The organism is Trinickia symbiotica (genome assembly GCF_002934455.1).
GTDB classification, from domain to species: domain Bacteria; phylum Pseudomonadota; class Gammaproteobacteria; order Burkholderiales; family Burkholderiaceae; genus Trinickia; species Trinickia symbiotica.
Genome location: NZ_PTIR01000013.1, coordinates 76,829 through 100,920, shown reverse-complemented (window position 1 = coordinate 100,920; position 24,092 = coordinate 76,829). Strand labels below are relative to the sequence as shown.

Genomic DNA, 24,092 nt, shown 5'->3' with positions numbered 1-24,092 from the left:
TCGCCGGCGTAAGCGTCCCACGCCTTTTCGCACTGGCGAAATCCGAGCTGTTCTTCCGTTTCCCGCGCCGATTTTCTTACCGAATCGCTCCGCCGGAAAGGATTCTCCGCGCAATCGAAACGCGCCGTAACGACCGGATGAATCGGCGCGTTTCTTGGCCGATCGGACGTTCCGCGGCGATTCGAGAATGCGTCGCATGGCAGTGCCGCGCCGTTGCCGAAAGCTTCGTCGAACGAAGCGTCTCGCGAGCACGGCATTCCGATCGACTTCCTAAACGAGCAGAAAATGAGGCCCCACCGATGACCGTTCAAAGAACTTCCGGCAGTCCGACGCCATTGTCGCCCGTTTCGCCTACCAAGAGTGCGGCGAAACCCGCTGCATCGCGCCCGGCAGGGACCGCAAAGACAGACACTTCCTCGTCGAGTGATCTGACCTCCAAGTCACCGTCGCCGAGTGCGACCGGCCTCGTCGGCAATCACGTCAATACGACGGCGTGAGCGCGGCCCACGTGCGGCGCCGGCGCATTCACGCGCCGCATGCGCGCTTGCAGCGGTTGCGCAAAGGGGCGATTCGCGGGGCGTGCTGGGCTGGCGCGGCGGCGTTGATGCTGTCGATCGGCGGCTGCGGTCTGGCCGCGTTTCCCTGCCGGGTCGTCTCCGCGACGCTCAAGGTCGTGCCCGGTGTGGGCGACGTGGCCGCGACGCCGTTCGATACCTGCGCATCGGCGATCGACTAGTGAGTTGCGTGTCCGTTGATGAGTGAGTCCCGAGCCATGAGACTCGTACCGTTCCTCAGCGCGGCGTTCATCGCCGCCGCCATTTCGTCGGGCGCCTGCCTTGGCGCTTCGGCAGCAGTGCCCGCGCAGTCGCGGCGGGCGACCATGCCCGCTGCCCGCATCGAGAAGGCCGCGCAGCAGTCGAAGCCGTTCGCGTTTCGCGGCATTGCCCTCGGCATCACGCTCGATGAATTCCGCGCGGGCCCCATGGCGCGGGCAACGCCGCCCGGCAGCGTGCCCGTTTGCGAGACCGATGTTGCGGCGGGCGCGCTCGGCATGGAGCTGCATTCGGACCAGAGTGTCACGGTGGCGTGCCGCTGGGCGCACCGGACAGCGGACGGCTGGCGGCGCTCGCAGGCCGTCGTCGATGGCTCGCTCGCGCAGGACCATGTGCTGCGTTTCGCACGGACGGCGGGTCAAGCGGAATATCGGCTCTATGAGATGTCGTTCGTCGTCGACGAAACCGTCGCGCGAGACTTGCGCGAGGCACTCGCGCAACGCTATGGAGCGCCGCATCTGGCGACGGATGCGGCGTCGGACCCATCGCGCGGGGCCGCTCCGATTTACGTCTGGAGCAACGAGCTGAGCTCGATCACGCTCTGCTACCTGCCGGCGAGCCACAACGCAACGTTGACGTACTTGCTCAACGATCCCGACGCATGGCTGAAGTCGGTCGCGCGCCGCTGGCTCGACGACAGCGCCGATGCGGTATGAAGCGCGGCTCGGTTGCCGGTTCTCCCTTCGCCTGGTTCGAGGAAAGTCAATGTCCGCATTACGCTCCGCTTGCCCCATTGCCGTGCTTGGCGTAGCTCTCGCTCTGACCGCCTGCATGTTCGGCCAACCGAGCCCGTCGATCGTCGATGTGCCGATGAACCCGCCGCTCTCGGCCGCGCCCGTGACGGTCAATACGATGGGCGCCATCTATCAAGCCGGCGCGCCGCTCGTCCTGTACGAAACGCCGCGCGCTCAGCACATCGGCGACGTGTTGACGATTCGCCTCGCGGAAAGCTATTCGGCCAACGACAGTACCGACTCGTCGGGCAAGCGCTCGGCGGACATGACGGCCCAGGCAGCTGACGGGGCGAACAAGGCCGTGCAGCGGCTCGCGAAGATGTTCAACGTCGGCTCCACGAGTTCGGATTTCAGCGGCACGGGCAGCATCGTCGACGCGCGCGGTATGTCGGGGACGTTGGCCGTCACGGTGATCGGCACAACGCCGAACGGCAACTTCGTCGTCGCCGGCGAGAAGGTGATCGCGCTGAAAGGGAACCGCGAGCGCCTGCGCCTCTCGGGCGTCGTCAATCCAAAAGATATCGAGTCCGGCAATTACGTGGAATCGAACAAGGTAGCCAACGCGCGCATCGAAGAGGCCGGCTTTGGCGCCCTCAACGACACGACGACGATGAGCTGGCTGCAGCGAATGTTCCTGAGCGCGGTGATTTTTTAGAAGCAGGATGAGCGCGACGGGCGATCACGCATCGGTATCGGCAGGCAGGCAGCGCTCGGCCGCGCCGACGTCGCCCGCCGGCACGAAGACATACCCGCGGCCCCATACGGTTTGCACATAGCGCGGCTCGGATGGGTCGCTCTCGATGATTTGCCGCAGCCGCCAGATCGACACGTCGAGGCTGCGGCTGCGATGCGTCTGGGCGCCGCCATGCAGTTTTTCGATCAGCTGCGCGCGCGAGAGCACGGTCATCGCGTGCGTGACGAACACCTTCAGCGTCGCAAACTCGTTCGTACTGATCGCTATCCGCTCGCCGTCGCGAAAGAGCTCGCGCGTCGCGAAGCTCACTTCGAAGCGGCCGAAGCGATAAGGCGCACGCGCTTCGGGTGCGCCCGGCACGAGCGAGCCGCGGCGCCGCAAAACCGTGCGAATGCGCGCGACGAGTTCGCTCGGGTCGAAGGGCTTGCCGAGATAGTCGTCGGCGCCGAGCTCGAGGCCGATCACGCGATCGATAACGTCGTCGCGCGCGGTCAGCAAAATGACGGGCACGTCGTTGCCCGCGACGCGCAGCGCGCGCAAAGCGCTGACGCCATCGAGCGCGGGCATCATGATGTCGAGTACGACGAGCGCTGGGTGTTCGGCTTCGAGCGTGCGCGCGAGCCCCATGCCGTCTTCGAGCAGCGAGACCGTGTAGCCGCGCTGCCCGAGATAGTCGCGCAATAGCTCGCGCACGACAGGGTCGTCGTCGACGACGAGAATCGAGGGGTTCATGGCCGGATGTTAAAAGAGAGCGCGGCATCCGGAAAAGCGCCGACTGCTTTCGAATCCTTACTGCGCGTGCTCGTCGGCGGGCAGAGCGCTGCTGAAGCCGTGCTTTCGATGCCATTGCGCCGACTGACTGCGCCGCACTCAATCGGCGAGCGGCGAGCTCAACGCCGAGGCCGATTCGACGCCGCGCTCGACGATCATTTTGTCGATGAGGCCCTTCACCTTCGCTGATGCGCTCGAGAATCGGTTCAGATCGAGCTCGCCCGCCTCGTAGCGGGCCGTGACGAGGATGTGGCCGCGCTCGATCAACGTGAGATCAATCTCCGCCAGATAGGCGATAGATCGCGGCACGTACGGACGACGGCCGTACGCAACCGACGCCGAGTAAGTGAGCTCGGCCTCGCAATTGGCCGGCGACGCGCCGGGGTTGTAGACGCCCGAGTTCACGCCGCGTCGCTCCAGCGCAAGCTGCAGCGCCGGCACGAGGTCGAGGGCCGAGACGTTCGGATTGATCTCGATGCAGACCGTGTGGACGAGTGCCGGTCTACCCGTGACGAAGGCCGGTGAGGAGTAGTTCGCGGCGATCGCGTAACCTGCCTGGACGGTCGAGCCGGCTGCGTCGAGGGCGGTAAAGACGGTCCAGGCGCAGCCGCTCATGCCAAGCGTGGCGGCAGCCGTGAAGGCGACGGCGACGGTCGGCGCGCGACGCGCGAGCGACATGGGCGGGACTCCGATGAGGCGATGGATGGGATCGCTCGCAAGGCGCAACGCGTCGATCGAAAACCGTCTCGCGTCCCTCGCTTACCATCGATGATCGCCGCACCCGAGCCGCGCCAAAGCCACGAACAACCTGGCTGGCCAGCAACTGCTTTCGGGCTGTTGCGGGCGCTTGCAGGCGCTTTCGAGATGTTTCGGACTGCTTGTTATCGGCTCTGCGCCTCGCGTCAGGCCACCGCGCGTTCCTCGTGGCGCTCGATATCGAGCGTGTGAGGATGAAACGCCGCGAGCGATTCGCGATGCGCGACACTGACGATCGCCGTGGCCGGCAGCCGTTCGTTGAGCAGCCGATAGACATGTGCTTCGTTGCCCGGATCCAGCGCGCTCGTCGCTTCATCGAGGAAAACGAAATCGGGCTTGTGCAGCAGCACGCGCGCTGCGGCGAGGCGCTGCTGCTCTCCGGGCGAGAGCACGCGCGTCCAATGGGCCGATTCGGCGAGCCTGTCGACGTAGCCGTCGAGCCGGCAGGCGACGAGCGCTTCGCGGCACGCTTCGTCACTGAATACATCGGCTTGCGCCGGATACGTGAGCGCCGCCTTCAGCGTGCCGATCGGCAAATAGCTTTGCTGCGGCACGAACATCGTCTTCGCGCCGACCGGGACGTCGATGGCTCCGTCGCCGAACGGCCAGAGGCCGGCGAACGCACGCAGCAGCGTGCTCTTGCCGCAGCCGGACGGCCCGCGCACGAGCCAGCGCGAGCCCGGCTCGATGACGAGATCGGAGATCGTCGCGAGCGGCGTGCCCTTCGGCAACGCGAGCTCGAGTCCGTGCGTGGAGAGTGAGCTGGAATCGACGTAGTGCAGGTTGATCCCGCCGCGCGCGGTGGACGGCAGCACCGATTCTTTGAGATGCGTCGCCCGCATGACGCGTTTGAATTCGCGCAAACGGTTGACGGTGGCGCGCCATTCGACGAGCGACGAGTAACTGTTGATGAACCACGAGAACGAATCGCTGACGCTGCCGAACGCCTGCGCGATCTGCATGAGAACGCCCATCGTGTACGCCCCGGCGAAGTAGCGCGGCGAGGCGACGACGATCGGAAAGATGATCGCGATCTGGCCGTAGAAGCTCAGCACGAAGTTCATCCGCTTCGTGTACTTCATGATGAGCCACCAGTTGTCGCGGATGCGCGCGAATATCCCGCGGGCGTTCGTGTTTTCGGTGTCGATGCCGTTATAAAACGCGATCTGCTCGGCGTTCTCACGCACGCGGATGAGCCCGAAGCGGAAATCGGCCTCGACGCGCTGTTGCTGATAGTTGATCGACACGAGCGGATGGCCGACCTTCTTGATCAGCAGCGAACCGCCGAGCGCGTAGAGCGCGGCGGCCCACACCATATAGCCGGGAATGGTGAGCGGCGTGCCGCCGAGCGTGACCGTCAACGCTCCCGCGATCGTCCAAAGGATCGTGACGAAAGAGATGAGCGTCACGACGGTCGAGAGCAGGTCGAGCGAAAGACTGAGCGTCGTCGTCGCGAACGATTGCAGGTCGTCGCTCAACCGCTGGTCGGGGTTGTCGGCGAGCCGGTCGCGCTCGATGCGATAGAAAGCGCGCTCCCCGAACCATTCGTTGAGAAAGCGGTTGGTGATCCATTGGCGCCAGCGGAAGCCGAGCATCTGGCGCAGGTACGTGCGGTAGACCGCAAGGATGATGTAAGAGAACGCGATGACCGTGAAGACGACGAGCAAATGCGGGAAGTGGCTGACGTCTTTTTCCTGCAGCGCGTTGTAGAACTGCGCGTTCCAACTGTTCAACCGTACGTTGATCCAGACGATCGCCAGATTCATTGCGATGATCGTGACGAGCAGCCCCCAGGCGACTTTCCATTCCTCGGAGACCCAGTACGGCTTGATCAGGCTCCATGCGGAGATGGAATCGGTGTCACGCGGCGCTCTGCCGCGCAGGGAAAAAGCAGCGTTGGATGGGGTCATGGAATTCTCGATCGAAACCGGCTCGTGGAGCGGGATGCGCGCGAAGTACGGCAAGCATTGTTTCGCCGAGCTCTTAAAAGAGGCTTAACGGGGCGGGACCGAAACGGCCGCTCCTCGGCCAATGCAGGCGCTCACGTACACGTAGTCGGCACATTGTGCCAGAGCCGGAGGCCGACGGCCGTTTGCGGCCCCTTCGTCTTTTGTGGTCTAATGGCCAACGACGAAACAGGGGTGCTTCGTGCAGTGACGCGCGGCGTGACCGCGCTCAGGCGAGGCTGAGAGAGACCCTTCGCACCCGATCCGGGTAATACCGGCGCGGGAAGTTTCTCACCGGATCTGCGTGGGACGTTCATTGCGGACGTTCCGCTTTCCACGGGCCGCGCCCACATTACTGCGGCGCATTTCGCAAGGCTCGGTCGGCCCCAGCACCGGTTTCGTCCTTTGTACGGTGATCCGTACGGTAAGGATCGATCCGATGACCGCTCAATCTTCAGTCGTTTCAGCTGCGCATCCCGATTTCGCCGTGCTCGGCGGCGGGCTATGCGGCCGGCTCGTCGCCTGGCTGCTTGCGGGCGATGGTTATCGCGTCGCGCTCTATGAGCGCGGCGACGCGGCCGGCACCGGCGCGGCGGCCTGGGTGGCGGCCGCGATGCTCGCGCCGCTCGCCGAAGCGGCGAGCGCCGAGCCGCTTCTCGTCGAGCTCGGCGCGGCCTCGCTCGACCTCTGGCCGAAACTCATCGCCGAGCTGCCCGAGCCGGTGTTCTTCCAGTGCAACGGCACGCTCGTCGTCTGGCACCGCGCCGATCGGGCCGAGGCTGCGTTGTTCGAGCGCCGCGTGCGCGCGAACGCGCCGGCTTCGCTCGTGGCCGATGGTGGCCTTACGGCACTCGACGGCGCCGCGCTTGCGGCCGCGGAGCCCACGCTCGCCGGGCGTTTCAATCAGGGCTTGCTGCTCCCGCGCGAAGGCCAGCTCGACAACCGGCAGGTGCTCGCCGCGCTTGCCGCGGGGCTCGAGGCGCGCGGCGTAGCCTCGCACTGGAACACGCCTGTCGCGGACGGGGCATTGCCGGCCGCTCACGTGACGATCGACTGCCGCGGCCTCGGCGCCAAGGCGGCACTGCCGGCGTTGCGCGGCATTCGTGGCGAGGTCGTTCGCGTGCACGCCCCCGATGTCGCGCTCACGCGCCCCGTCCGGATGCTGCATCCGCGTTATCCGATCTACATTGCGCCGAAGGAGCGGGGGCTTTTCGTGATCGGCGCGACCGAGATCGAGGGCGAGGACATGTCGCCCGTCACCGTGCGCTCAGCGCTCGAGCTTCTATCCGCGGCGTTCGCCGTGCATCCTGCCTTCGGCGAGGCACGTATCGTGGAGCTCAACGCGCAGTGCCGCCCGACACTGCCCGACCACCGCCCGGCGATCGTCTGGGATGGGGCGGCAACGATCGCCGTCAACGGTCTTTATCGTCACGGCTATATGATCGCGCCCGAAGTCGCGCGCACGGCGGCCGAGCTGGCCACCGCCGTCCTCGCGCGCCGCGTGACGGACGCCGACGGCTTCGACGAGTGGCGCAATCAGGCCCGCTGGGCGCAAATGCTGCATTTCAGTGAGCACGAAGGGGCGGGCGGTTCCGGGCGTCAACCGCTGTGCGAGGCGCGCCGGCAACCCGGATATCGAAGTCATTCGGCCGAACCGATGTAGTTTGCAAACATGGAAATCGAGATCAACCACAAGCCACTCACGTTGCCCGACGGCGCAACGGTGGCCGACGCGCTCGCCGCATTCGGCGCGCGGCCGCCATTCGCCGTTGCGCTCAACGGCCAGTTCGTCGCGCGCGCGCAGCATCCGGCGCGCATGCTGAACCCGGGGGACCGGCTCGACATCGTTCATCCCGTCGCGGGCGGCTGAGCGCGCGATCGTTCCGTTTCGATCGGACCGCCACCGTCGCCCGTTGCTTGCTCAATGCCTGAGGATTCTTCAATGACTTCCGCTTCCGCCGCCGATCCGCTGACGCTTTACGGTGTCGCCTTCGCGAGCCGCGTGCTGCTCGGCACCTCGCGCTACCCGTCGCTCGCGTCGCTCTCCGATTCCATCGAAGCAGCGCGGCCCGGCATGGTGACGGTCGCGCTGCGCCGCCAGATGCAGGCCGATACGGCCGAGGCGGGCTTCTTCGATCTGCTCAAGCGCCACGCCGTGCCGCTGCTGCCGAATACGGCCGGCTGCCAGACCGTCGACGAAGCCGTGACGACGGCGCATATGGCGCGCGAAGTCTTCGAGACCGAATGGATCAAGCTCGAGCTGATCGGTGACGACTACACGCTTCAGCCGGACCCGATCGGACTCGTGGAGGCGGCCGCGCGCCTCGTCAAGGACGGCTTCAAAGTGCTGCCGTACTGCACCGAGGATCTCGTCGTGGGGCGCCGTCTCGTCGATGTCGGATGCGAGGCGCTGATGCCGTGGGGGGCGCCGATCGGCACGGGCAAGGGCATCGTCAATCCGTATGGCCTGCGTGTGCTGCGCGAGCGCCTGCCCGACGTGCCGCTCATCGTCGATGCGGGGCTCGGCGTGCCTTCGCACGCATGCCAGGCCATGGAATGGGGGTTCGACGGCGTGCTGCTGAATACAGCGGTCTCGCAGGCCACCGACCCTGCCGCGATGGCGCGCGCGTTCGCGATGGGCGTCGAGGCGGGACGTGCGGCCTATCGGGCGGGGCCGATGGACGAGCGCGACAGCGCGCAGGCGAGCACGCCCGTCGTCGGCATGCCGTTCTGGCATCAGGATCCGGGCTGATCGCCCGGCCCCGGGAGGCACGCATGACGCGCACACTCGCCTTCGCCGACCGCGAAATCTTTTGGCCGCCGGCCGACGAGTTGACCGAAGCCGCCGAGCGCATTCGCGCGCGCCTGGGCGACTGGCCGCCGGTGGACGAGCCCTGGCGCATCTGCCTCACGCCGCCCGACGCGCCGCGCGCGGGCGATCTCATCGTCGCCGCCGGCGAGCGCGAGCATGGCGCGGATTCTGCCGACCGCGCCAAATGGCTCGCCGCGGGCGCGAGCGTCATCGATGCGGATGAGCACGGCGCGCGGCTCACGACCGATAAAGGCCGTTACGCGCTCACCGGGCCGCTCGCCGAGGACTGGCTGGCGGCGCTTGCGAGCTTTCTCGACTGCGGCTCCGACGCGCGCGACGCGCTGGTCTTGGCGCTCGCCTGGCGCGACGGCGACGAAGCCGATGCCGCGCGTGAAGACGCTTGGCCCGTCGATCTCACGCGCTTTCCGCGCGTCGAGGGACTGCCGGCGGCGCCCGCGCAGCCGTTCGCGCGCTGCCCCGACCGGCTCGGGCTCTACGCGGTCATGCCGAGCGCCCCGTGGGTCGAGCGCGTGCTCGATCTCGGCGTGTCGACGGTTCAGCTTCGCGTTAAAGACGCGAGCCCCGAGGCGCTCGCGGCCGAGATTGCAGAGAGCGTCGCGGCCGGCCGCAGGCACGGCGCGCGGGTCTTCATCAACGACCATTGGCGCGAAGCCATCGATGCGGGCGCTTACGGCGTCCATCTCGGCCAGGAGGACATCGAGACGGCCGATCTCGCGGCAATCGCGGTGGCCGGCGTCAGGCTCGGCCTTTCTACGCACGGCTATTACGAGATGCTCTGCGCGCTGCATTTTCGCCCGAGCTACGTTGCCTTCGGCGCCGTTTTTCCGACGGCCACGAAGACGGTCGCGACCGCGCCGCAAGGCCTGGCGCGGCTGGCGCGCTATGTGCGTCTCGTCGACGGGGCCGTCCCGCTCGTGGCCATCGGCGGCATCGACGTCGCGAAACTGCCGGCCGTGCTGGCGACAGGCGTCGGCAGCGCGGCCGTCGTCAGCGCGATCACGGGGGCAGACGATCCGGCCGCCGCCGTGGCGGCGCTCGAGCGCATCGTTGCAAATCGGTAACGGTCTTTTTGCACCGGAGTAACGCTGCGTCACGACAGTGTTTTCCCTAAGGCCCTATAATTCCGCTTCCGCATAAAGGGAGCGCCCGCTTCGTGCCGCCTTCATCCGAGCCCATTCTCGAGTTGCGCAACGTCGATTTCGGCTACGACGAGGACCGTCTCGTTCTGTCGAACCTGAACATGCGGTTTTCGCGCGGCCAGGTCGTGGCCGTGATGGGCGCGTCGGGTGGCGGGAAGACGACGGTCCTGCGCCTCATCGGTGGCCTCGAGCGCGCGCGCCGCGGCGAAGTGCTTTTTCATGGCCGCGACGTGGGCAAGGAAAGTCGGGAAGGGCTTTACGCGCTGCGCCGGAAGATGGGCATGTTGTTCCAGTTCGGTGCGCTTTTCACCGATATGACCGTCTTCGAGAACGTCGCCTTCGCCCTGCGCGAGCATACGGACTTGCCCGAGCCGCTGATTCGCGACCTCGTGCTCATGAAGCTCAATGCCGTCGGCCTGCGGGGTGCCCGCGATCTGGCACCGTCGCAGATTTCGGGCGGCATGGCGCGCCGCGTCGCGCTCGCGCGCGCCATCGCGCTCGACCCCGAATTGATGATGTACGACGAGCCGTTCGCCGGTCTTGACCCGATTTCGCTCGGCATCACCGCCAATCTGATTCGCACGCTCAACCAGGCGCTCGGCGCCACGTCGATTCTCGTCACGCACGATGTGCCCGAATCGTTTGCGATCGCCGATTACGTCTACTTTCTCGCGAACGGCTCCGTGCTGGCCGAAGGCACGCCGTCCGAGCTGCGCGAATCGAAGGAGCCGATGGTGCGGCAATTCATCGATGGCGCGCCCGACGGCCCATTCCGTTTCCACTATCCGGCGAAGGCGCCGCTTGCCGCCGATTTCGGCGTTGCCGGAGACCGCGCATGATCGGCCTCGTCAGTCTGCTCGGGCGCCGCGTGCTCGACGGCGTGGCCCGCACGGGTTACGCGACGCGCATCTTCGCGCGCCTCGTGCTCGAGTTGTTCGCATTGCTGCGGCGGCCGAATCTCGTCATCAAGCAGATTTACTTCGTCGGCAACTATTCGCTGCTCATCATCGCCGTGTCTGGGCTCTTCGTCGGCTTCGTCCTCGGCTTGCAGGGCTATTACACGCTGAACCGCTACGGCTCGGAGAGCGCGCTCGGCCTGCTGGTCGCGCTCTCGCTCGTGCGCGAGCTCGGCCCCGTCGTCACGGCGCTCCTGTTCGCGGGCCGCGCGGGCACGTCGCTCACGGCCGAAATCGGCCTCATGAAGGCGGGCGAGCAATTGACGGCTTTAGAAATGATGGCCGTCGATCCGCTCGCCACGATCGTCGCGCCGCGCATGTGGGCCGGGATCATCGCGATGCCGCTGCTCGCGGCGATCTTCAGCGCTGTCGGCATCATCGGCGGCTACATCGTCGGCGTGCTGATGATCGGCGTCGATGCGGGTGCGTTCTGGTCGCAGATGCAAGGCGGCGTCGACGTCTGGGCCGATGTCGGCAACGGCGTCGTCAAGAGCGTGGTGTTCGGCTTCGCCGTCACGTTCATCGCGCTCTTTCAGGGCTATGAGGCGAAGGCGACGCCCGAGGGCGTCTCGCGCGCGACGACGCGCACGGTTGTCTACGGCTCGCTCGCCGTCCTCGGCCTCGATTTCATTCTGACGGCGTTGATGTTCAGCTAGCGCGTTTCGCGCCGGCGTCAATTGGCACAGTGGATTACCGGCGTCTTCAGGACGCGGATGGCATCGCGGGCGCGCCCGCGGTTCTTTCTAGGATGACGATGAAAAAAACTGCTCTCGACTTCTGGGTCGGCTTGTTCGTGCTGCTGGGCTTCGCCGCCGTGCTGTTTCTCGCCTTGAAGGCCGGCAACATGAGCTCGCTCTCGTTTCAGGCGACGTACCCGGTGAAGCTCAAATTCGACAACATCGGTGGCCTGAAGGTGCGCGCGCCGGTGAAAAGCGCCGGCGTGGTCGTGGGCCGCGTGGCGTCGATCGGATTCGACACGAACACCTATCAGGCCGTCGTCACGATCGATATCGACAAGCAGTATGAATTTCCGAAGGATTCGTCGGCGAGGATCCAGACTTCCGGTCTTCTCGGCGAGCAGTACATCGGCCTCGAGCCCGGCGGCGACAGCGACATGCTGAAGCCCGGAGACACGATCTCGATGACGCAGTCGGCGATCGTGCTCGAGAACCTGATCGGGCAGTTCCTCTACGGGAAGGCGGCCGACATGGGTGCGTCGAAGGGCGGCTCTGCGGCGACGCCGCCCGCTGCGCCGGCAGCCGCTCCCGCGGTACCGCCTCCCGCACCGGCATCGGCTAGTGCCCCCGCATCGGGCGCCGGAGGCTGAGATGAAACCCGCGCTTTCTTCGCTGCCCGGCATCGGAGTGTCGCAAGGGCACGGCAGGCACCGACATAACGGAGAAAAATAATGCAGACCACGCACGTAAAAAACGTGGCATTGGCCATTGCGGCAGCGGCGCTCGCCGGCTGTGCGTCCGTCCAGACGCCCACGCCCGGAGACCCGCTCGAGAGCCTCAACCGAGGGGTGTTCAAGTTCAACGACACCGTCGACACGTACGCGCTGAAGCCGGTGGCGAAGGGCTACCAGCGCGTAGTGCCGGACCCGGTGCGCAAGAGCGTCACGAACTTCTTCTCGAACGTCGGCGACGTCTACATCGCCGCGAACGAGTTGCTGCAGCTCAAGATCGCGGACGGCGTCGGCGACATCATGCGCGTCACGATCAATACGATCTTCGGCGTCGGCGGCCTCTTCGACGTCGCCACGTTGGCCAAGCTGCCGAAGCACTCGTCGGATTTCGGCATCACGCTCGGGCATTACGGCGTGCCGTCGGGTCCTTACCTCGTGTTGCCGCTGCTCGGGCCTAGCACGGTGCGCGACGCGGCCGGGCTCGTCGTCGATTACTATGGGAATCCGCTCAGCTATGTCCAGCCATCGTCGGTCAGCTGGGCGCTTTACGGTGTGAATCTCATCAACACGCGCGCGAATCTACTTGGGACAACCGATGTGCTCCAGGCCGCGGCGATCGACAAATATTCGTTCATCCGCGGTGCTTATCTGCAGCGGCGGCGCTTCCTGATTTCCGGCGGCGACGGCGCCGTTCCGAGCTACGAGCAGCCGCCGCCGAATTATGATGATGGGTCGTCGGGCGCGGCCCCGACGCCGGCGCCCGCGCCCGCATCGGGTCCGGCCGGCGCGGCGCCGGCCGGGCCGTCGGCTGCTTCGGGCGCCGCGGCTGCGCTGCCCGCTGAAACGGCGTCGGGAGCGTCGGGCGTGGCCGCGCCGGCGCCGCTCGGCGGGCCGGACGGCGAAACGGTGCCGGGCCAGCAATATGTCCCGCCGCCGCCGCGCACCGGCTTCCCGGTGATTCGCATGCTGAAGTGAAACCGCCTCCGCGCGCGGTCGGTGACGCGTGGGGACGTAACAGTTCGACACGAATCTTGCTCGATCGGGCTGGACCCGGCTCGAACTTGCACGGTACTGTAACCGAGCTTTCACGGAACCTAGGATTGACGATGAAAAGATTCTTTCTGATTTCTCTTTTTGCCGCGTTCGTTTCTTTCTCTAATGCCGGTTTTGCGCAACAGGCGGTCAACAACGTCGATACGAGCAATCCGGACACCATGATCAAGACGGTGACCGGGCGCGTGCTCGACACGCTGCGCACCGACAAGTCGATCAAGAGCGGCGACATCAACCGCATCACGCAGGTCGTGAATCAGGAAATCCTGCCGTACACCGACTTCCGCCGCACGACGCAGCTTGCGATGGGCCGCGCCTGGCGCACTGCGACCCCGCAGCAGCAGGACCAGATGGTCGAGCAGTTCAAGATGCTGCTGATCCGCACGTATTCGGGCGCGCTCTCGCAAATCCGCGATCAGCAGGTCGAGTTCAAGCCGTTCCGAGCCTCGCCGACCGATACGGACGTCGTCGTGCGCAGCTCCGTCGTCAGCAACGGGCAGCCCGTCGAGCTCGACTATCGTCTTTACAAGACGCCGGAAGGCTGGCGCGTCTACGACCTGAACGTGGCGGGCGCGTGGCTCATTCAAGCCTATCAGCAGCAATTCACGGAGAAGATCAACCAGGGCGGCGTGCAGGGCCTGATCGACTTCCTCACGCAGCGCAACGAGCAGCTCGCGGCCGGCAAGCAGCCGACTTGAGTCACGTGAACCGCACGATGAACCGCTTTACGACCGGTACGACCATCACGCACGCGAGCGCGAAAGCCGCGCTCGCCGTCGGGCTCGCGAGCATTGAGGCCGGCGCGTCGGGCGTCGACTGCTCGCCGCTCGCCGAGTTCGATTCCTCGGCGCTCGCCGTCCTGCTCGCCTGGCGGCGCGCGGCCGAAGCGCGCGGCGGCGACTTCGACATCGTCGATCTTCCCGCCGGCCTCGCGAGTCTTGCCGAAGCTTACGGCGTCCTTGGGCTCGTAGCGACGCGACATCGGCGCTCGGAGGAAGGTGCCACGGCCGAGCTCTGAAACTTAAAGCTCGGCGGCGGATCGGCGCGTCGACATCCTCCTCGCTTCGGCCAGCTTCGACAGCCTCCTGACGGTCGCCGAGCCATCGGCTGACCGCCTCTTCCCGCGAGCGATCCCGCACCCAGTCGGCCAACGGAGAGTTGGCCTATAATCAACCGTTTTTCCGGACATCCGTTCCGCCCCGCATTTCGGGGGACGGCCAGACCCGGACGAACGGGGCAGCGGCTCTCGAGGCGTCGAATATCGCCAGCCGCGTTGCCAGCATTCAAACGTCGAACCCAAGGCGCGCCGCCGGTAAAGGCCGCGCACATCCATGTCAGCCATAGAGATCCGCAACGTCAAGAAGCGCTACAAGGCACTGCAAGCGCTCAAAGGCGTCAGCTTGACGGTCGACGAGGGCGAATTCTTCGGCCTGCTCGGCCCCAACGGCGCGGGCAAGACCACGCTGATCAGCATCCTTGCGGGATTGGCGCGCGCCGACGAAGGCAGCGTGTCGGTGCTCGGACACGATGTCGTGACCGATTTCCGCGGGGCGCGCCGCTCGCTCGGCGTGGTGCCGCAAGAGCTCGTGTTCGACCCGTTCTTCACGGTGCGCGAGACGCTGCGCATCCAGTCGGGCTATTACGGACTGCGCCGCAACGACGACTGGATCGACGAGGTCATGGCGAATCTCGATCTGACCGAGAAAGCCGACGCGAACATGCGCGCGCTGTCGGGCGGCATGAAGCGCCGTGTGCTCGTCGCGCAGGCGCTCGTGCACCGGCCGCCCGTCATCGTGCTCGACGAGCCGACGGCCGGCGTCGACGTCGAGCTGCGCCAGACGCTCTGGAAATTCATTTCGAGGCTCAATCGCGAGGGCCATACGATCGTGTTGACCACGCATTACCTCGAGGAAGCCGAATCGCTGTGCGATCGGATCGCGATGCTGCGCCGAGGGGAGGTGGTCGCGCTCGACAGCACGAGTGCGCTGCTCGCGCGATTCGCCGGGATGCAGCTGTTCGTGCGGCTCGCCGCGGGCATGCTGCCCGTTGAGCTGCGCGCGCTCGAAGTGGAGCCGTCGGCCCCGGGCGCGCGCCAGCATTTGCTGCGGCTGTCGAGCTATGATGAGGTCGAGCCGATCCTCGCGCGCTGCCGGGCGGCCGGTTGTACGTTCGAGGAAATCGACGTGCGCAAGGCTGATCTCGAAGACGTTTTTGTTCAGTTGATGAGCGGACCCGAGCTCGTCGAGGGGCTGGCATGATGCGGCCCACGCTCACTTCATCCACCGCGCCCGAGCGAACCGTCATGAGCGGTTTTCGCACGCTGTTCTACAAGGAGACGCTGCGCTTCTGGAAGGTTTCTTTTCAGACGGTGCTCGCGCCTGTCGTCACGGCGCTGCTTTATCTGGCCATATTCGGCCATGCGTTGCGCGGCCATGTCGAGGTCTACCCCGGCGTCGGGTACACGAGCTTCCTGATCCCCGGCCTCATCATGATGAGCGTGCTGCAAAACGCGTTCGCGAACAGCTCGTCGTCGCTGATCCAGTCGAAGATCACGGGCAATCTCGTTTTCGTGCTGCTGCCGCCGCTCACGCATTGGGAGCTGTTCAGCGCCTATGTGCTCGCGTCAGTCGTACGCGGACTCGCGGTCGGCTTCGGCGTTTTCATCGTCACCATCTGGTTCGTGCCGATGACGTTCGCCGCGCCGCTCTTCATCATCGGATTCGCCGCGCTCGGCTCGGCGCTGCTCGGCACGCTCGGCCTCATCGCCGGCATCTGGGCCGAGAAGTTCGATCAATTGGCGGCGTTTCAGAACTTCCTGATCATGCCGCTCACGTTTCTTTCGGGCGTGTTCTACTCGACCCACACGCTGCCGGACATCTGGCGCCAGGTGTCGCGCCTGAACCCGTTCTTTTACATGATCGACGGCTTTCGCTACGGCTTTTTCGGCGTGTCCGACGTCGATCCGCTGGCGAGCCTCGCGGTCGTCGCCGCGTTTTTCGTCCTGATCGCTGCGCTCGCGATGCGTCTGATCGCATCGGGCTACAAGCTGCGCCACTGACAATGAAACGGACACCCACGCCCCGAAGGAAGTCCCCGTGGGCACGCATACTGGCGCGCGGAACCCGAACCAAGCAAGGAGCTTGAACCATGTTGCCGACTCCCGAGGTAGTCAAGCAATACATCACGGCGGGGCTGCCGTGCACCCATATCGAAGTCGAGGGCGACGGCCAGCACTTCTTTGCGACGATCGTCTCAGAGGCGTTCGAGGGCAAACGCCCGATTCAACGTCATCAGCTCGTCTATGCGGCGCTCGGCGATCGCATGCGGGCGGAAATCCACGCGCTGAGCATGAAGACGCTCACGCCGGCCGAATGGCAAAACGCATAATTCAGGAACCGTAGTGCGCATTACACAAGACGAAACGAGCGGCGCCGGCAGCGCCGCGGCGGCGAGCAGGGCCGAGGGCGAAGCCAACCAGGGACAAATGAGCATGGACAAGCTTGCGATCGAAGGCGGCCGGACACTTTCCGGCGAGGTCGGCATATCGGGCGCGAAAAACGCGGCGCTGCCGATTCTTTGCGCGAGCCTGCTCGCCGCCGACCCGATCCATCTCGAGAACGTGCCGGATCTCAAAGACGTGCGCACGACGCTCAAGCTGCTGACGCAGATGGGCGTTCGCGCGGAGACGGCGGGGGATGCGGTCGCGCTCGACGCGACCCATGTCGACAATCCCGTCGCGTCCTATGACCTCGTGAAGACGATGCGCGCATCGATCCTCGTGCTCGGACCGCTCGTTGCGCGCTTCGGCGTCGCGAAGGTATCGCTGCCGGGCGGCTGCGCGATCGGTGCGCGCCCCGTCGATCAGCACATCAAGGGCCTGCAGGCAATGGGCGCCGAGATCAGCATCGAGCACGGCTACATCGAGGCGCGCGCCAATCGCCTGAAGGGCGCGCGGATCGTCACGGACATGATCACGGTCACGGGCACCGAGAATCTTATGATGGCCGCCGCGCTCGCCGAGGGGCAAACGATCCTCGAAAACGCGGCGCGTGAACCCGAGGTCAGCGACCTTGCGCGTCTGCTCGTCGCGATGGGCGCGAAGATCGAGGGCATCGGCACCGACCGGCTCGTCGTCGAGGGCGTCGATAAGCTGCATGGCGCGCGTCATGCCGTCATTCCCGATCGCATCGAAGCGGGCACGTTCCTCTGCGCGGTGGCGGCGGCCGGCGGCGACGTCACGCTGCGCGACGTGCGCCCCGAGACGCTCGACGCCGTGACGGCGAAGCTGCGCGAAGCCGGCGTGACGATCGAGGAAGGCGACGACTGGATCCGCGTGCGGATGCACCGCCGTCCGACGGCCGTGTCGGTGCGCACGTCCGAGTACCCGGCATTCCCGACCGACATGCAGGCGCAGTTCATGGCGCTCAATGCGATTGCCGAGGGGGCGGCGCAAGTCGTCGAGACTATTTTCGAGAACCGCTTCATGCACGTGCAGGAGCTCAACCGGCTCGGCGCGAACATCAGCGTCGACGGCAACACGGCGCTCGTCGCGGGCGTGCCGAAGCTGTCGGGCGCGACCGTCATGGCGACGGACCTGCGCGCCTCCGCGAGCCTCGTCATCGCGGGGCTCGTCGCGGACGGCGAGACGCTCGTCGATCGTATCTATCACCTCGATCGCGGTTACGACCGGATGGAGGAAAAGCTGACGAAGATCGGCGCCCACGTGCGCCGCCTCACCGGCAGCGCGGCAAATGCCGCGGGCGTGGGGAGCTTCGCATGAGCGCCCCGCAGTTGACGCTCGCGCTCTCGAAGGGGCGCATTTTCGAGGAAACGATGCCGCTGCTCGCCGCGGCCGGCGTGCAGGTCTCGGAAGACCCCGAGACCTCGCGCAAGCTGATTCTCGGCACGAGCGCGCCGAACTTGCGCGTCATCATCGTGCGCGCGACCGACGTGCCGACTTACGTCGAGTACGGCGCGGCCGATTTCGGCGTGGCCGGCAAGGACGTGCTGATCGAGCACGGCGGCAGCGGCCTTTATCAGCCGGTCGATCTGAACATCGCGCGCTGCCGGATGTCGGTGGCGGTCAAAGCCGGCTTCGACTATGCGAATGCGGTGCGCCAGGGCGCGCGCCTGCGCGTTGCGACGAAGTACGTGCAGACAGCGCGCGAGCATTTCGCGGCGAAGGGCGTGCACGTCGACCTGATCAAGCTCTACGGCTCGATGGAACTCGCGCCGCTCGTCGGGCTGGCCGATGCGATCGTCGACCTCGTCAGCACCGGCGGGACGTTGCGCGCGAACAATCTTGTCGAGGTCGAGGAGATCATGCCGATCTCGTCGCGCCTCGTGGTGAATCAGGCTGCGCTGAAGCTGAAGCGCTCGGCGCTCGAGCCGTTTCTCGATGCGTTCGAGAGCGCGTCGCGGCGCGGCGGCGGCCAGGCGTAAAACGGCGGCGCCGAACGGTCACGAGATCGGCGCGCTTTTACCGAAACGGATACCAGCATGTCTCTGAAGATTCGCAAACTCGATTCGAGCGCCGCCGGCTTCGATGCGGCGCTCGCGGCGGTGCTCGCCTTCGAGGCGAGCGAGGACGAGGCGATCGAGCGCTCCGTCGCGCAGATTCTTGCCGACGTGAAGCGGCGCGGCGACGCGGCGGTGCTCGAGTACACGAACCGCTTCGACCGGCTCGACGCGTCGAGCGTCGCCGCGCTCGAGCTGCCGATCACGGAGCTCGAGGCGGCGCTCGAAAGCCTCCAGCCGAAGCAGCGCGCGGCGCTCGAAGCGGCGGCCGCGCGCGTGCGCGGCTACCATGAGAAGCAGAAGATCGAATGCGGCAGCCATAGCTGGCAGTACACGGAGGCCGACGGCACGGTGCTCGGCCAGAAGGTGACGCCGCTCGATCGCGCGGGAATCTACGTGCCCGGCGGCAAGGCCGCGTACCCCTCGTCGGTGCTGATGAATGCCTTGCCGGCGCGCGTGGCCGGCGTGCGCGAGATCGTCATGGTCGTGCCGACGCCCGACGGCGTGAAGAACCCGCTCGTGCTGGCGGCGGCGCTCATCGGCGGCGTCGATCGCGTCTTCACGATCGGCGGCGCGCAAGCGATCGGCGCGCTCGCGTACGGCACCGAGACGGTGCCCGCGGTCGACAAGATCTGCGGCCCCGGTAATGCCTATGTGGCATCGGCGAAGCGCCGCGTGTTCGGCACGGTCGGCATCGACATGATCGCCGGGCCTTCGGAGATTCTGGTTCTGTGCGACGGCACGACCGATCCGCGCTGGGTCGCGATGGATCTCTTCTCGCAGGCCGAGCACGACGAGCTTGCTCAATCGATTCTGCTCGCGCCCGACGACGCGTTCATCGCGCGCGTCGAGGAAGCGATGGCGGAGCTCCTGCCGACGATGCCGCGCCGCGACGTGATCCAGCGCTCGCTGGAAGATCGCGGCGCGCTCGTGAAGGTGCGGGACATGGCCGAGGCCTGCGCGATCGCGAACCGGATCGCCCCCGAGCATCTCGAGATTTCGGCGCTCGACCCGCAGCAGTGGGCGAACGAGATTCGCCATGCGGGCGCGATCTTCGTCGGCCGCTTCACGAGCGAAAGCCTCGGCGACTACTGCGCCGGGCCGAACCACGTACTGCCGACGTCGCGCACGGCGCGCTTTTCGTCGCCGCTCGGCGTCTACGATTTCTTCAAGCGCTCGAGTGTGATCGAAGTCAGTGCCGAGGGCGCGCAGACGCTCGGCGAGATCGCGGCCGAGCTTGCTTATGGTGAAGGGTTGCCGGCACATGCGAAGAGTGCCGAATACCGCATGAAGCAAACCGGGTGAAGCGAAAGACCCAATGGCCAGGAAGGACACGGGCCGGACAACCGGCTGAACGATTATGACGACACCTAAAGACGTTATCCGCGGCGACGTGCTGGCGATGACGAGCTACCCGGTTCCCGATGCGACGGGTTTCGTGAAGCTCGATGCGATGGAGAACCCCTACGAGCTGCCCGACGCGCTCGCGCGGCAGCTCGGCGAGCACCTGGCCGGCGTGGCGCTGAACCGCTATCCGGCGCCGCGGCCCGCCGCGCTGATCGATAAGCTCAAGCGCGTGATGGGCGTGCCGGCCGGCTGCGCCGTGCTGCTCGGCAACGGCTCCGACGAGATCATCAGCATGATCGCCGTCGCTTGCGCCAAGCCCGGCGCGAAGCTGCTCGCGCCGGTGCCGGCCTTCGTGATGTATCAGATGTCGGCGAAGTTCGCGCAGATCGAGTTCGTCGGCGTGCCGCACCGAGCCGATCTCACGCTCGATACCGAGGCGATGCTGGCCGCGATCGCCGAGCATCGGCCGGCCGTCGTCTATCTGGCGTACCCGAACAATCCGACGGGCACGCTCTATCCCGAAGAGGACGTCGAGCGCATCATCGCGGCGGCGGGGCAAAGCCTCGTCGTCATCGACGAGGCCTATCAGCCGTTCGCGCAAAAGAGCTGGCTGCCGCGCGTGCTCGAATTCGGCAATGTCGTCGTCATGCGAACGGTGTCGAAGCTCGGTCTGGCCGGCATCCGGCTCGGCTACCTCGCGGGCTCGCCCGTCTGGCTCGACGAGCTCGACAAGGTTCGGCCGCCCTACAACGTCAACGTTCTAACGCAGGCCGCCGCCGAGTTCATGCTCGATCACATCGACGATGTGCTCGAGGTTCAGGCCGCCGATCTGCGGGCCGAACGGACCCGCCTTGCCGATGCCGTGGCGGCATTGCAGGGCACCACCGTCTTTCCGAGCGCGGGCAATTTTCTGCTCGTGCGCGTGCCCGACGCGGACGCCGTGTTCGAAACCCTTCTCGCGGCGCGGATTTTGGTCAAAAACGTGAGTAAAATCCACCCATTGCTTGCGAATTGCCTGCGCTTGACGGTCGGCACACCGGACGAAAACGCACAAATGCTCGCGGCGCTCAAACTGGTTTTGAAGTAAAGACTGAAAAGCGGGCCTGAGGCAGGGCGCCCAAGCGAGGCGCCCGCGCCGGACTGCCGCACCTCATTCTTGTTTTTCGAAGCAACTTATTTCCCGCTTGATTCGAGGTTTTCCATGCGTGTGGCGGAAGTCGTTCGCAATACCAGCGAAACGCAGATCCGTGTGAAGATCAATCTGGACGGCACCGGCAAGCAAAAGCTCGCGACGGGCGTGCCGTTTCTCGACCACATGCTCGATCAGATTGCGCGGCACGGGCTCATCGACCTCGAGATCGAGGCGCATGGGGACCTCCATATCGACGATCACCATACCGTCGAAGACACCGGCATCACGCTCGGCCAAGCCGTGGCCAAGGCCATCGGCGACAAGAAAGGGATTCGCCGGTACGGTCATGCCTACGTGCCGCTCGACGAGGCGCTCTCGCGTGTCGTCATCGATTTCTCGGGCCGTCCGGGCCTCGAATTCCATGTGCCGTTCACGCGCGCGCGGATCGGCACGTTCGACGTGGACCTGTCGATCGAGTTTTTCCGCGGCTTCGTGAATCACGCGGGCGTCACGCTGCATATCGACAATCTGCGCGGGCTCAACGCTCACCATCAGATGGAAACGGTCTTCAAGGCTTTCGGCCGCGCGCTGCGCATGGCCGCGGAGCTTGACGAACGCGCGGCGGGGCAGGTCCCGTCGACGAAAGGCAGCCTATAGCGACTGGGATAGGGCGGCAAACCCAAGGAACGAGCGACCGGCGCGCAGGACGCGCCGACCGGCTTGAGATGGATTTTCTGAAATCATTCATTTCGTTGCTCGCGCTGATCAACCCGGTCGGCGCGGTGCCGTTTTTCTTGAGTCTCACTTCGGAGCAGTCCGAGGGCGAGCGGCGACGCACGATCCGGATCGCCTCGATCTCCGTGTTTTGCGTCATCGCGATCACGACGGTGCTCGGCCAGCAGATCATCAGCTTCTTCGGCATCTCGGTCGGCTCGCTCGAGGTGGGTGGCGGCATCATCATGCTGCTGATGGCCGTCAACATGCTCAATGCGCAAATCGGCAATACGCGCGCCACGGCCGAAGAGCGCGACGAGGCTGAATCGAAGAACAGCATCGCGGTCGTGCCGCTCGCGATCCCGCTGCTCACGGGGCCAGGCTCGATCAGCACGGTGATCGTCTACGCGGCGGGCGCGCACCACTGGTACGACCGGATCGGGCTCGTCTTGATCGGCGCCGTGCTGGCGGTGATTTGCTTCCTGTCGCTGCGGCTCGCCGAGCCGATTGCGCGCTGGGTCGGACAAACGGGTATCAATATCGGTACGCGGTTGATGGGTTTGATGTTGTCGGCGCTCGCGGTGGAGTTCATCGTCGACGGGTTGAAGGCGTTGTTGCCTAATCTACGGTAGCCGTCGACGCGGCTATTTTGGTGCGATAAAGATCGCGATGAAGAAAATTGCAATTGTGGACTATGGGATGGGCAACCTGCGCTCCGTGCAGCAGGCGCTGAAAAAGGCGGCGCCCGAAGCCGACGTGGCCATCGTCGATCGCCCCGAGGACATACGCGCCGCCGAGCGCGTCGTCCTGCCCGGGCAGGGCGCGATGCCCGACTGCATGCGCTCGCTGCGCGAGTCGGGGCTCCAGGAGGCGGTGCTCGAGGCGTCGCGCACAAAGCCGCTGATGGGCGTATGCGTCGGCGAGCAGATGCTGCTCGACTGGAGCGAGGAAGGCGATACGAACGGGCTCGGCCTCATTCATGGCAAAGTCGTGCGGTTCGCGCTCGAAGGCCAACTGCAGGACGACGGCTCGCGCTTCAAGGTGCCGCAAATGGGCTGGAACCGCGTGCGTCAGGTGCACTCGCACCCGCTCTGGGACGGCGTGCCCGACGGAAGTTTTTTTTATTTCGTGCACAGTTACTACGTCGTCCCCGACAATCGCGCGCATAGCGTGGGGGAAACGGACTACGGCAATCCATTTACGTCGGCCGTGGCGCGCGACAATTTGTTCGCCACTCAGTTTCACCCCGAAAAAAGCGCGGACACGGGCTTGCGTGTCTACCGCAATTTCGTGCATTGGAATCCATGAATTCGTGAATTTGCTTGCCAGATTTTGCGCCGGCACGCCGGCCGAAGCGCTTCGAGACTGTACTAAACTAGCGAAACGGTTCGCGGCCCGGGCCGCCGATCTCCAACTCATCCCAGACTTCACGCGATTGCTATGCTGCTGATTCCCGCCATCGACCTCAAGGACGGTCAGTGTGTGCGCCTGAAACAAGGCGATATGGACCAAGCGACGATATTCTCCGAGGATCCCGCGGCGATGGCCCGGCACTGGGTGGAGCGCGGCGCTCGGCGGCTGCATCTCGTCGATTTGAACGGCGCGTTCGCGGGCAAGCCGAAGAACGAGGAGGCGATTCGCGCGATCATCGAGGAAGTCGGCAACGAAATCCCCGTTCAACTGGGCGGCGGCATCCGGGATCTCGAGACGATCGAGCGTTATCTCGACGACGGCCTTTCGTACGTGATCATCGGCACGGCCGCCGTTAAGAATCCCGGCTTCCTGCAGGATGCCTGCACGGCTTTCGGCGGGCATATCATCGTCGGGCTCGACGCGAAGGACGGGAAAGTGGCGACGGACGGCTGGAGCAAGCTCACGGGCCACGAAGTCGTCGATCTCGCGCGCAAGTTCGAGGATTACGGTTGCGAGTCGATCATCTATACCGACATCGGCCGCGATGGAATGCTGCAGGGCATCAATATCGACGCGACGGTGCGGCTCGCGCGCGCGGTCAAGATCCCGGTGATCGCGAGCGGCGGGCTTTCGAGCATCGCCGATATCGACGCACTGTGCGAGGTCCAGGACGAAGGCATCGAGGGCGTCATCTGCGGGCGCGCGATCTATTCGGGCGATCTCGATTTCGCCCAGGCGCAAACGCGCGCCGATACCTTGCGGGAATCGGACGACGCTTGACCGAACGGCGCTTCGCGCGCGCCACCGCGGCCGGCGGCTACCCGCCAGGAGGTCTGGCCACCCGGT

General features: G+C 65.7%; 27 protein-coding genes and 1 riboswitch. Of the genes, 24 read left to right on the top strand and 3 right to left on the bottom strand.

Going from position 1 to position 24,092, the window contains the following annotated elements; translation table 11 throughout:
- Positions 1–493: 493 nt before the first annotated feature.
- Genes B0G57_RS18925 through B0G57_RS18915 form a run of 3 tightly spaced genes read left to right on the top strand, consistent with a single transcriptional unit; the run spans position 494 to position 2,222 of the window.
- Positions 494–736: a DUF6726 family protein gene (locus B0G57_RS18925; protein WP_018440422.1), complete on the top strand. Its 243-nt coding sequence runs from the start codon at positions 494–496 to the stop codon at positions 734–736.
- A 36-nt stretch (positions 737–772) separates the two neighbouring features.
- A complete protein-coding gene (locus B0G57_RS18920) occupies positions 773–1,489 on the top strand; it encodes a hypothetical protein (protein WP_018440421.1) in 717 nt (238 codons plus the stop codon).
- Between the two features lie 49 nt (positions 1,490–1,538).
- The gene (locus B0G57_RS18915; protein WP_026229620.1) at positions 1,539–2,222 is read left to right on the top strand and encodes a flagellar basal body L-ring protein FlgH; all 684 of its coding nucleotides are present in this window, start codon (positions 1,539–1,541) and stop codon (positions 2,220–2,222) included.
- Between the two features lie 24 nt (positions 2,223–2,246).
- On the opposite strand, the gene B0G57_RS18910 is transcribed toward B0G57_RS18915, so the two are convergent.
- From B0G57_RS18910 to B0G57_RS18900, 3 genes are all read right to left on the bottom strand, one after another.
- Entirely contained in the window at positions 2,247–2,993 is a 747-nt protein-coding gene (locus B0G57_RS18910; protein ID WP_018440419.1) for a response regulator, read from the bottom strand.
- A 138-nt stretch (positions 2,994–3,131) separates the two neighbouring features.
- Positions 3,132–3,710, bottom strand: a complete 579-nt coding sequence (locus B0G57_RS18905; RefSeq protein WP_051090013.1) for a hypothetical protein — start codon at positions 3,708–3,710, stop codon at positions 3,132–3,134.
- Between the two features lie 224 nt (positions 3,711–3,934).
- Entirely contained in the window at positions 3,935–5,698 is a 1,764-nt protein-coding gene (locus tag B0G57_RS18900; protein WP_020566154.1) for an ABC transporter ATP-binding protein/permease, read from the bottom strand.
- Positions 5,699–5,915: 217 nt separating this feature from the next.
- Positions 5,916–6,037: riboswitch (TPP riboswitch) on the top strand.
- 136 nt (positions 6,038–6,173) lie between these two features.
- Here B0G57_RS18900 and B0G57_RS18895 point away from each other — a divergent pair.
- From B0G57_RS18895 to hisA, 21 genes are all read left to right on the top strand, one after another.
- Complete coding sequence (locus B0G57_RS18895; protein WP_018440415.1) at positions 6,174–7,397, top strand: FAD-dependent oxidoreductase; 1,224 nt, start codon at positions 6,174–6,176, stop codon at positions 7,395–7,397.
- Between the two features lie 9 nt (positions 7,398–7,406).
- The gene (thiS, locus tag B0G57_RS18890; protein ID WP_018440414.1) at positions 7,407–7,604 is read left to right on the top strand and encodes a sulfur carrier protein ThiS; all 198 of its coding nucleotides are present in this window, start codon (positions 7,407–7,409) and stop codon (positions 7,602–7,604) included.
- Positions 7,605–7,676: 72 nt separating this feature from the next.
- Positions 7,677–8,486, top strand: a complete 810-nt coding sequence (locus B0G57_RS18885) for a thiazole synthase (protein ID WP_020566152.1) — start codon at positions 7,677–7,679, stop codon at positions 8,484–8,486.
- Between the two features lie 23 nt (positions 8,487–8,509).
- Positions 8,510–9,628, top strand: coding sequence for a thiamine phosphate synthase (gene thiE / locus B0G57_RS18880; RefSeq protein WP_018440412.1), 1,119 nt, complete (start codon positions 8,510–8,512; stop codon positions 9,626–9,628).
- Positions 9,629–9,720: 92 nt separating this feature from the next.
- Positions 9,721–10,545 carry an ABC transporter ATP-binding protein gene (locus B0G57_RS18875; protein WP_020566151.1) on the top strand — a complete coding sequence of 275 codons (825 nt, stop codon included), beginning with the start codon at positions 9,721–9,723 and terminating at the stop codon, positions 10,543–10,545.
- Positions 10,542–11,318, top strand: a complete 777-nt coding sequence (gene mlaE / locus B0G57_RS18870) for a lipid asymmetry maintenance ABC transporter permease subunit MlaE (protein WP_018440410.1) — start codon at positions 10,542–10,544, stop codon at positions 11,316–11,318. The genes B0G57_RS18875 and mlaE overlap by 4 nt, the downstream gene beginning before the upstream one ends.
- A gap of 98 nt (positions 11,319–11,416) precedes the next feature.
- A complete protein-coding gene (mlaD, locus tag B0G57_RS18865; protein ID WP_026229618.1) occupies positions 11,417–11,989 on the top strand; it encodes an outer membrane lipid asymmetry maintenance protein MlaD in 573 nt (190 codons plus the stop codon).
- An 81-nt stretch (positions 11,990–12,070) separates the two neighbouring features.
- Entirely contained in the window at positions 12,071–13,045 is a 975-nt protein-coding gene (locus B0G57_RS18860) for an MlaA family lipoprotein (protein WP_018440408.1), read from the top strand.
- A gap of 131 nt (positions 13,046–13,176) precedes the next feature.
- A complete protein-coding gene (locus B0G57_RS18855; RefSeq protein ID WP_018440407.1) occupies positions 13,177–13,821 on the top strand; it encodes an MlaC/ttg2D family ABC transporter substrate-binding protein in 645 nt (214 codons plus the stop codon).
- A 17-nt stretch (positions 13,822–13,838) separates the two neighbouring features.
- Positions 13,839–14,141, top strand: a complete 303-nt coding sequence (locus B0G57_RS18850) for an STAS domain-containing protein (RefSeq protein WP_085952714.1) — start codon at positions 13,839–13,841, stop codon at positions 14,139–14,141.
- Between the two features lie 313 nt (positions 14,142–14,454).
- Positions 14,455–15,381, top strand: coding sequence for an ABC transporter ATP-binding protein (locus tag B0G57_RS18845; protein WP_018440405.1), 927 nt, complete (start codon positions 14,455–14,457; stop codon positions 15,379–15,381).
- A gap of 44 nt (positions 15,382–15,425) precedes the next feature.
- Complete coding sequence (locus B0G57_RS18840; RefSeq protein ID WP_026229617.1) at positions 15,426–16,181, top strand: ABC transporter permease; 756 nt, start codon at positions 15,426–15,428, stop codon at positions 16,179–16,181.
- Between the two features lie 89 nt (positions 16,182–16,270).
- Positions 16,271–16,510 carry a BolA family protein gene (locus tag B0G57_RS18835; protein WP_018440403.1) on the top strand — a complete coding sequence of 80 codons (240 nt, stop codon included), beginning with the start codon at positions 16,271–16,273 and terminating at the stop codon, positions 16,508–16,510.
- Positions 16,511–16,613: 103 nt separating this feature from the next.
- Positions 16,614–17,903: a UDP-N-acetylglucosamine 1-carboxyvinyltransferase gene (murA, locus tag B0G57_RS18830; RefSeq protein ID WP_035468576.1), complete on the top strand. Its 1,290-nt coding sequence runs from the start codon at positions 16,614–16,616 to the stop codon at positions 17,901–17,903.
- Positions 17,900–18,565, top strand: coding sequence for an ATP phosphoribosyltransferase (gene hisG, locus B0G57_RS18825; protein ID WP_018440401.1), 666 nt, complete (start codon positions 17,900–17,902; stop codon positions 18,563–18,565). The genes murA and hisG overlap by 4 nt, the downstream gene beginning before the upstream one ends.
- A 57-nt stretch (positions 18,566–18,622) precedes the next feature.
- Positions 18,623–19,945 carry a histidinol dehydrogenase gene (gene hisD / locus B0G57_RS18820; protein ID WP_018440400.1) on the top strand — a complete coding sequence of 441 codons (1,323 nt, stop codon included), beginning with the start codon at positions 18,623–18,625 and terminating at the stop codon, positions 19,943–19,945.
- A gap of 55 nt (positions 19,946–20,000) precedes the next feature.
- Complete coding sequence (gene hisC / locus B0G57_RS18815; RefSeq protein WP_018440399.1) at positions 20,001–21,074, top strand: histidinol-phosphate transaminase; 1,074 nt, start codon at positions 20,001–20,003, stop codon at positions 21,072–21,074.
- A 114-nt stretch (positions 21,075–21,188) separates the two neighbouring features.
- The gene (gene hisB / locus B0G57_RS18810) at positions 21,189–21,776 is read left to right on the top strand and encodes an imidazoleglycerol-phosphate dehydratase HisB (protein WP_018440398.1); all 588 of its coding nucleotides are present in this window, start codon (positions 21,189–21,191) and stop codon (positions 21,774–21,776) included.
- Between the two features lie 68 nt (positions 21,777–21,844).
- Positions 21,845–22,465, top strand: a complete 621-nt coding sequence (locus B0G57_RS18805) for a YchE family NAAT transporter (RefSeq protein ID WP_018440397.1) — start codon at positions 21,845–21,847, stop codon at positions 22,463–22,465.
- 37 nt (positions 22,466–22,502) lie between these two features.
- A complete protein-coding gene (gene hisH / locus B0G57_RS18800) occupies positions 22,503–23,141 on the top strand; it encodes an imidazole glycerol phosphate synthase subunit HisH (RefSeq protein ID WP_018440396.1) in 639 nt (212 codons plus the stop codon).
- A gap of 132 nt (positions 23,142–23,273) precedes the next feature.
- Positions 23,274–24,026 carry a 1-(5-phosphoribosyl)-5-[(5-phosphoribosylamino)methylideneamino]imidazole-4-carboxamide isomerase gene (hisA, locus tag B0G57_RS18795; protein WP_018440395.1) on the top strand — a complete coding sequence of 251 codons (753 nt, stop codon included), beginning with the start codon at positions 23,274–23,276 and terminating at the stop codon, positions 24,024–24,026.
- Positions 24,027–24,092: the final 66 nt, after the last annotated feature.